The organism is Ferruginibacter sp. (genome assembly GCF_014377975.1).
In the GTDB taxonomy this organism is placed as follows: domain Bacteria; phylum Bacteroidota; class Bacteroidia; order Chitinophagales; family Chitinophagaceae; genus Ferruginibacter.
In genome coordinates, this window is sequence record NZ_JACMOO010000170.1 from 1 (window position 1) to 8,984 (window position 8,984).

At 38.6% G+C, this 8,984-nt stretch carries 4 protein-coding genes, 1 pseudogene and 1 riboswitch; of the genes and pseudogenes, 4 read left to right on the top strand and 1 reads right to left on the bottom strand.

Going from position 1 to position 8,984, the window contains the following annotated elements:
• From H7254_RS09630 to H7254_RS09640, 3 genes and pseudogenes are all read left to right on the top strand, one after another.
• Window positions 1-254, top strand: a pseudogene (locus tag H7254_RS09630) (YncE family protein); the annotation flags it as partial.
• Window positions 255-609: 355 nt separating this feature from the next.
• On the top strand, window positions 610-1,704 hold the full coding sequence (locus tag H7254_RS09635) for a glycoside hydrolase family 130 protein (protein WP_301932763.1): 1,095 nt from the start codon (window positions 610-612) through the stop codon (window positions 1,702-1,704).
• A 77-nt stretch (window positions 1,705-1,781) separates the two neighbouring features.
• Window positions 1,782-3,722 (top strand): gliding motility-associated C-terminal domain-containing protein, encoded by a 1,941-nt coding sequence (locus H7254_RS09640; RefSeq protein ID WP_301932764.1) that lies wholly within the window; start codon window positions 1,782-1,784, stop codon window positions 3,720-3,722.
• Between the two features lie 1,013 nt (window positions 3,723-4,735).
• Here the strand turns inward: H7254_RS09640 and H7254_RS09645 are convergent.
• Window positions 4,736-5,995 (bottom strand): homoserine dehydrogenase, encoded by a 1,260-nt coding sequence (locus H7254_RS09645; protein WP_301932765.1) that lies wholly within the window; start codon window positions 5,993-5,995, stop codon window positions 4,736-4,738.
• Between the two features lie 458 nt (window positions 5,996-6,453).
• Window positions 6,454-6,588, bottom strand: a riboswitch (SAM riboswitch).
• 213 nt (window positions 6,589-6,801) lie between these two features.
• Between H7254_RS09645 and recQ the strand changes: the two genes are divergently transcribed.
• Window positions 6,802-8,955, top strand: coding sequence for a DNA helicase RecQ (gene recQ / locus H7254_RS09650; protein ID WP_301932766.1), 2,154 nt, complete (start codon window positions 6,802-6,804; stop codon window positions 8,953-8,955).
• Window positions 8,956-8,984 lie beyond the last annotated feature (29 nt).

The following is an 8,984-nucleotide window of genomic DNA, read 5'->3' on the forward strand; positions in this document are numbered from 1 at the left end:
ATGATGCGGTGCAAAAATTAATTTATACCAGCAACGGCGAAGGAACCATGACGGTAGTGAAAGAGATATCCAAAGATAAATTTGTAGTAGCGGCAACCATTACCACAAAAAAATCGGCCAGAACCCTTGCTGTTGATGAAGTAACGCATAAAATATATTTACCCGCAGCAGATTTGGAAGCCGCACCAGCAGGAGGCGGTATGCAAAAAAAAATGATTGCGGGTTCCTTTCAGGTGTTGGTGTTTGGTCAGTAATTTTTCAGAAGAATTTTTTACAAATCATCGTATGTTGTTTAATAGAACGGCATACGATTTTTTGTTTATACAAGATACGCGGTGTAGAATAGAAACACGGGTAAAACTGATTTTAGCAGATAAGACTGATTTTAATCTACAGTAAGTAATATCCGCTAATAATTTTTCGTAAAGCGAAAAAAATAAATCTTTTTTTTTAGTCCTTGCATTCAGCGTCATCCGTGTTTCTATTTTATGTTGCGTGGGCAATGTAATGGTTACTAATTTCCTGCATTAAAATACTTTAATTTTAATACCACGCAATCTCAGTTGCATACATTAAATTGAGGTCAGTTTAACGAATACGATATTGCTTATGAATAAGATATTTTATTGGATAGGAATTTTTTTTCTGCCTTTTGCTGCTTTTGCTCAAAAGGCAAAACTGGCGGATCTTTCTACTTTCTATAAACCAGTAACAACACCAATTTTAAAAGCGGATTCCTCCCTGGTATTTTATGATTCCCTGAAAAAGAAAAAAGTACATTGGCAAAAAGCAGATGTATTTAATCCCGGGGCAATTGTAAAAAATGGTAAAGTGTATTTATTTACCCGCAGCGAAGATAATCCCGTAGCAATATTGGGTGGCAGAACCTCACGTATAGGCATTGCCGTTGGTACGGATGGAATTCATTTCAAAAATTTCCCCAAACCGGTTTTGTATCCGGACAATAGTAAGTTTAAAAAGTACGATTACCCGGGCGGATGCGAAGATCCCCGGGTGGTGGAAACGGCAGATGGCCGATATGTAATGGCCTATACAAGTTGGAACTATGATGTGCCGCGTTTATCCATCGCCATTTCTAAAGATCTTTTTCACTGGAAAAAGAAGGGGCCTGCTTTTGCGGCCGCATACAATGGTAAGTTTTTAAATATCGCTTCCAAGTCTGCTTCCATGGTTACCACTATGAAAAATGGCAGGCCAATATTGGCTAAAATAGACGGCAAGTATTGGATGTATTGGGGAGAATATTTTGTAAATCTTGCCTGGTCTGTAAATCTTACCGACTGGAATCCATTACTGGACGAAGCAGGCGGATTAAGGAAGGCAATGATTACAAGGCCAGGTAAATTTGATAGTGATCTCACAGAATGCGGACCACCTGCATTGGTTACAGACAAAGGAATATTGCTGATATACAATGGTAAAAATGCTACCAATGAAAAGGCAGATACAACTCTTCCAAAAGGAACTTATTCTGTGGGGGAAGTAGTATTCGATATCAAAAATATGGAGAAGATTATTTACCGAACAGATACCTGCCTGTTGAAACCCTCTCTGCCGCATGAAATAACCGGACAGTATAAGGCAGGTACCACTTTTGCAGAAGGGCTTGTTTATTTTAAAGGCAAATGGTATTTATATTATGGCACGGCAGATTCATTTATAGGCGTAGCTATTGCAAAATAAACAGGGTTAGTTATCATACATCACAACATCAATTTTATCTACAGCTGAATTATATTAATTTCATAAAAATAATTTTAGTGAGAAGAGGGTTTAAATTTATTTCAATAGTATTTGTATCGTTGCTTATAAGGTTTAACGTAACTGCACAACTCTGCCAGGGTAGCCTGGGCGATCCGATTGTTAATATAACTTTTGGTTCAGGAGCCAATCCCGGCAATAGTTTATCAGCGGCTACTACAGCCTACCAATATTTTAGTAATGATTGTCCAAGCGATGGATTTTATATAGTAAGAAACAGTACCAGTGGATGTTTTGGCGACTCATGGCATAGCCTCAGTGTTGACCATACTGGTAATGGAAACGGCTATTTTATGCTCGTAAATTCTTCTTTTGAACCCAGTGCATTTTACGTTGATAGGGTGAAAGGTTTATGTGGCAATACTACCTATGAATTTGCCGCCTGGGTAGTGAATGTCTTAAAGCAGTCAGCCTGCAATGGTATGGGTATTAAACCCAATCTTACTTTTAGTATTGAAAAAATTGATGGAACAATATTACAATCATACAATAGTGGTGATATTCCTTCACAGTCTGTACCACTCTGGCAGCAATTCGGTTTTTTCTTTACCACGCCAGCCAGCGTATCGGATGTAGTATTAAGAATATTCAACAATGCGATCGGTGGCTGTGGCAACGATCTTGCATTGGATGATATCACTTTTCGTGCATGTGGTCCTAAAATAATTCCTTTCATTACCAGCAATCCTTCTACCACGGCCGTTGTTTGCCAGGGCAATGCCCGTTCGTTTACTTTTACCTGTAATGTTTCTGCGGGATTTAATAATCCAGTATTTCAGTGGCAACAAAATAGTAATAACGGAACCTGGACAGATATTGCAGGAGCCACCACTACTAACCTCACTAAAAATTTTGCCGCCAACGTTGCTGTAGGCAATTATAATTTTCGGATGACAGCCTCCGAATACGGAAATTCCGCTTCATTGCAATGCAGGGTGGTGGCAGATCCACTGACGGTACAAGTGGTGACGAACCCGTTGCCCAATACTACAAACAGCGGCCCTACATGCGAAAATACCCAACTGCTTTTAACAACTACTGACGGCAACCAATATGCCTGGACTGGTGTCAATAATTTTTCAGCTACTGGTTCTATGGTTGCTATTAATTCCATTCAGCAAAATCAGGCAGGTAAATATTTTGTGCTGGTAACTAATAGTAACGGCTGTACACATTTAGATTCAACTGTTGTAAAAGTAAATCCGCTACCAACCGCAGTGGTTAATTTTTCATCTGCAACTATTTGCACAGGCGATAATATTCAGGTGAAAAGCAGTGGTGGTGTAAGTTATGCATGGCTACCCGCCAGTGCATTGTCGTCTGACAACGTTGCTGATCCTGTAGCCTCACCCATTATTACTACCCAATATGTGGTAACAGTTACCAATCAATTTGCCTGTGTTGACACAGCCTCTGTGCTGGTTACGGTAAATGAAAAACCCACCGCAAATGCAGGGCCTGATAAGACAATCATCAAAGGAAGATCAATTTTATTGCAGGGAACTGCAACAGGCCAATCGCTTGAATATTCCTGGCTGCCGCCAGTTTATATAGACAATGCACAGTTACTTCAACCACTGGTAAACCCACCGGCGGATATGAATTATATTTTAACCGTAACCTCTGCCAATGGCTGTGGTACGGCTACGGATATCATGCATGTTTTTGTATTTAAAGATATTTTTATTCCCAAAGCATTTTCGCCTAACGGAGATGGCCTTAACGACACCTGGAAAATTCCTGCACTGGCTGCATTTCCTGCATTTGAATTATCTGTCTTTAACCGGTTCGGACAAGTAGTATTTCAGAATAAAAATACCAATTTGCCCTGGGATGGCAGGTACAAAGGTGTTCCTGTACCAGCGGGTGTTTATGTTTATGCAATAGATCTGAAAAAATTTCCTGGTATTTTGAAAGGATCGGTTTTAATTATCCGGTAGCAAACAATTATCACTTTCAAAAAAAACTGTGGAAAACATATCTAAAATATGACAGGTGATGATGCAATTAGCGGTAAAAAAGATATTCACAAACAGCAAGGAAAATGATACATAAAAATTCCAATAAATTTTAGTGGTTGGAATTTTATTTAAACACATATTTTGCAGTAGAGTTATCCGGTAAAACGCAATGGCAGGGTTAAGTTTTCAGTAAAAGATAAAAGACCTTGCTACCACCGGCTTCCGTAAATAAGCCCACCTTTTTATTTTTAAGATAGCCAATCTTTCTTCTAAAAAATGAATGTACTTGCTGCTGCCTGTATTGCCCCTTCGGTTCCAGCAATTTGCTTCAATTTGTAATTGTTTAAATACCCAACTGTTTAAGTCAATACATAAACTATGATTAAGTGAGGGTGTGAATTTTTTGAAGAGTCTTACAAATGTTGTTCCCGATGCCATCTGTTTCCAAACAAAGATCTGGTGTAGTACATCGTGTAAACAAACCACTGCAGTGTGGCTAAATCTATAGTAACCAATTCATACACTTACCTAAAAACTTTCAATACTATTTATCAAACCGATACGATTGTTACTCTTGCTTTGTCGCCAATCCTACTCAGGTAATTTTTTACTTATAACCATCTCGTCAATCAATATTTTTATTTTCTCCATACCGCCAAAAGGCATTACTATATTATTGCTCTATTTGTACTGCATACTTAAACTTAAATTTTAGACACTCTGATATTAAATATTCTACTGCAAAATATGCGGTTAAAAAATGTTAATAAATGGTATGCTGTAAAAGAGGGCGACGCAACAATGCTGATCCTGCCTTCTTAGCCCGGACAAATATTTTTATTGGGATAATAATAAAATAGCGCTATCAAAAAATGCACAGGCTAAAACAATTTAGGGGCACGGTTTTTTTGCAAAAATGCTATCAATACAAATTTCAAAAACTTGATTTAGCACCATACTATTTTAATCTTCGCAAGTGCACCTTGGAGGATTCAGGGAGCCACAACCCCCGCCAGTTCAAGGCTTCGCCTACTGATCTTTTTATAATCTATGTTTTCAATCACTGCATCAGGGCAGGCTATCAGGGAAATGCCTGGTTGTTTCCACCAGTTAGATTTAAACAGATTATCTGCATGCACCACACCAATCAGCCAGCTGTATCTAAATTCATTGTGCCATTCTTCTATCCATTCAAAATTATTTTTGTCGAGTTTTTCGATATCATCCACGCTTACAAATACTTTTAAATAATAGTCGTTGCTTAATTCAGTATCGGTTTGATGGGCAATTTTTTTGTACTCGTATTTGTAGTCGTATCTCAATGCAGAGATATCGCTTAACACGGCCGATGCAGTTGGAAAAGCACCTGCTCCCTTACCTTTAAAAAAATGCTTGTCGGCAAAACTGCTTTCGGTAATAAGGGCATTGAACTCGTTGTGCACATGATACAGATCGTCGGCTTCGGTTACAAATTGTGGTAATACAAATGCAGCCAGTTTTCCATTGGCCAGCTTTTGTGCATTGGCTACTAATTTAATACTGTACTTTTTTTCTTTGGCCACGGTTGCATCGTGCAAAGAAATATTGGTGATGCCATTAAAAATAAACTGATCTGTTTTTGCAATGATACCAAAACTATGTGCCAGTAAAATACTGAGTTTATTGGCTGCATCAAAACCACCGATGTCCAAAATTGGATTACTTTCGGCAAAACCCAGTTGTTTAGCAAGCAGCAAGGCTTCATTAAATTCAACCTGCTCCTGGAATATTTTGGTGAGAATAAAATTGGTACTGCCATTGATGATGCCGCGGAACGATTTCAGCAGGTCATTATCATAATATTCCTCCAGGTTGCGAATGATGGGTATACTGGCGCAGCACGAGGCTTCGTATAAAAAAGGTGTATTATATTTTTGTTGAAGTGCATACAATTCTTCAAAATGTTCGGCAATCATTTTTTTGTTGGCGCTTACCACTGCCTTACCACTTTGCAAGGCTTTTTTTACAATGGTGAAGGCTGCATCGGCATCATCAATTAATTCTACAATTACATTAATGTTAGCATCATCCAGTAAAACATCAGCATCGGTGGTAAAATTTTCTGCTGCAATGCTTCGCTGCTTGCTATTATTTTTAATACATATTTTTTTGATGGTTGCCTGCAAGGTAGGGGTGCTGTGCAATACATCGTGTAAGCCTTTGCCTACTACGCCAAAGCCAAACAGGCCGATACAAAGTTTTTTAGTTGACATGATATTTTTTTTATGCTGTTTCAAGCGGTGCTTGTAATGCTTGTTTACCGTTTTTTTATTACTTAATTTTTAAAGCCGCTGATTTAGTGTCTTTCTCTAATTGGGCAATAGTATCTTTCGTTGCAGGTCTGGCAGGATGATCGCGTCAGGCAACTCTTTGTCCGGTCCGGAGCTTGCCCTTCAAAAGTACAGGTTTGATAACCCGGTATACCGCTTATGACTCTATGCGAATCTGCCAGGAGGCTATATAAAAATTTTGTAGCGTTGCTCATGATAAAAATTTTAGCTGAGGCTTATTGGCCGCAGCAGGTTAAAAGTTTTTTTCTGCTTTTCAAGAGAAAATAAATTATTACCGGTAGAGATTTTTAGTTGTGTTTACGGACTGGACAACAAAAAAGCTCATCCGATAAATCAGATGAGCTTTTAATATTTTGTGTCAATATTTTGAGCGTGAATCTGACTTATCTTCCCGCTGTTTAACCAAATAAACAAGGGATGGAATTGGCACCTTTTCTTTCGCATCCGGTATGAAATTGAAAGAGAGGTTGTCAAGGCGTCACAGGGCCATTACCCTCTGCCTTTCTTGATAAGGAACATTTTAAGAACTGTTGCAAAGGTATAAGCAGCTATCACAACATTCCAAATAAAATTTTAATAAAAATTGTAAAAATTTCCTCAAATGACTACCGGCATTGAATTACAGCCTGATATTTTAGTTATTATCAATCATTGAAAATCTTTTTTATAAAAGAATAACCAAAAGATTTTTATCTTGTCTTACAACGATAAAATGAACCGGTCCGTTTATGTACAATATTCAGCAAACATTACAGCAATACTTTGGTTATAATTCCTTTAGGCTCAATCAGGAAGAAATTATTGAAAATGTATTGGCAAAAAAAGACAGCATCGTTTTAATGCCCACCGGGGGTGGAAAATCTTTATGCTACCAGGTACCGGCATTGGTATTAGATGGTATCACGATTGTGGTGTCGCCCCTGATTGCCCTGATGAAAGACCAGGTAGATGCATTGAAGTTAAACGGCGTTGCTGCGGCTTTTTTAAATTCATCACAATCCTCCTCTGAACAATCCTCCATTATTCAGCAATTAAAAACCAACCGTTTAAAATTGTTATATGTGGCGCCGGAACGTTTGCTCGGTCAAAATAATTTACTCAACTATTTAAAAGATATCAACGTATCACTTTTTGCCATTGACGAAGCGCATTGCATCAGCCATTGGGGGCACGATTTCAGGCCTGAATACCTGGTGCTTGGGCAGTTGAAAAAGCAGTTTCCATCAGTACCCATTATAGCGTTAACGGCTACCGCAGATTCATTGACTAAAAAAGACATTATTCAGAAACTGGAAGTAACGGATTACACGGTGTATGAAAATTCTTTTAACCGGCCCAACATCAGTTACTATGTAAAACAAAAGCGTAATTATTTTAGTCAGCTCACCGATTTTTTATCTGAGCATAAAGATGATAGCGGCATCATTTACTGTCTTAGCCGAAGCTCTGTTGATAAGTTGGCTGAAGATTTAAGAAACGAAGGATATGCTGCGGCAGCCTATCATGCAGGGCTTGATAAAAGTATAAAAGAACAAAATCAGGATCTGTTTTTAAAAGATGATATAAAGATTATTGTGGCCACCATTGCTTTTGGAATGGGTATTAATAAAAGTAATGTACGCTTTGTGGCACATGTTGATTTACCAAAAAATATTGAAGGATATTACCAGGAAACCGGCAGGGCTGGAAGAGATGGTTTACCCAGTGAAGCAGTTTTATTTTATAGTGTTGCGGATGTATTTAAATTGAAAAATTTTGCCAGGGTGGAAGGCAATGAAGCGCAAAGCAAGGTGATGCTGAAGAAGCTGGACCAGATGGCAGCTTTTTGTGAAACCCGCCAATGTCGGCGTAAATTTTTATTGAATTATTTTGATGAACCGGCTGCTAATTTTTGTGGCAGTTGCGATGTATGTTTAAGCGAAGAAGAAAAAACGGATGCCACCATTGAAGCACAAAAAATACTTAGCGCCGTAACCCGCTTACAGCAAAGATTTGGTATAAATTATGTGATTGATTTTTTACGTGGAAGCAGCACGACTAAGACAGAGCACCAGGGTATTAAAACATTTGGCATAGGTAAGGATATTTCCAAAGATCAGTGGAAATTGTATGTAAGAGATATGTTGCAATCAGGCTATTTGCAACAGAGCGATACCGAATTTCCGGTGCTGCAATTAAACGATACCAGCAGGCAAATATTGAAAGGCGAAATGAAAGTACTGCTGATAAAATCTGTTTCGGTAAATAAGGAATTGGTGCTGAAAAATACGGTTGCTGAAACAGTAAACGCCGGTTTGTTTAAAACATTAAAAACTATCCGGATTGCATTGGCAAAAGAAGAAAACGTTGCCGCATTCCAGGTTTTTAGTGATGCTACACTGGTGGAACTGGCAACATACTTACCGCTCACGAATGCGGCACTGGCAAAAATATCCGGTTTTGGAGCCATTAAGCTGCAACGGTATGGCAACTATTTTCTGGATGCAATCATTGATTATTGCAGAGCCAATAATTTAACCACAAAAATAGATGCCAGGCAACCCAAACGGCAGCGTAAAAGCGCCAGTGCAGAAAAGACGAATGATACCAAAAAGCAGAGCCTTCAATTGTTTCAACTGGGTAGATCAATACCTGAAATTGCGGAAGCAAGGGGACTCTCTACCGGTACGATAGAAGGCCATCTGGCGCATTTTATTTTTTTGGGTGAATTGAATATTAATGAAATGGTGAGCGCCGAAAAGTTGAAATTAATTACAGCGGCCATTGAGGAAAATAACAGTGGCATGGCCGTTTCTCCTGTAAAACAACAGCTGGGTGAAAATTATAGTTATGGAGAAATTACCGCTGTAATGAATTATTTGAAAAGGATGAAAGAATCGTAATTTATCCGCCGATATTTTTCGTCATCCAC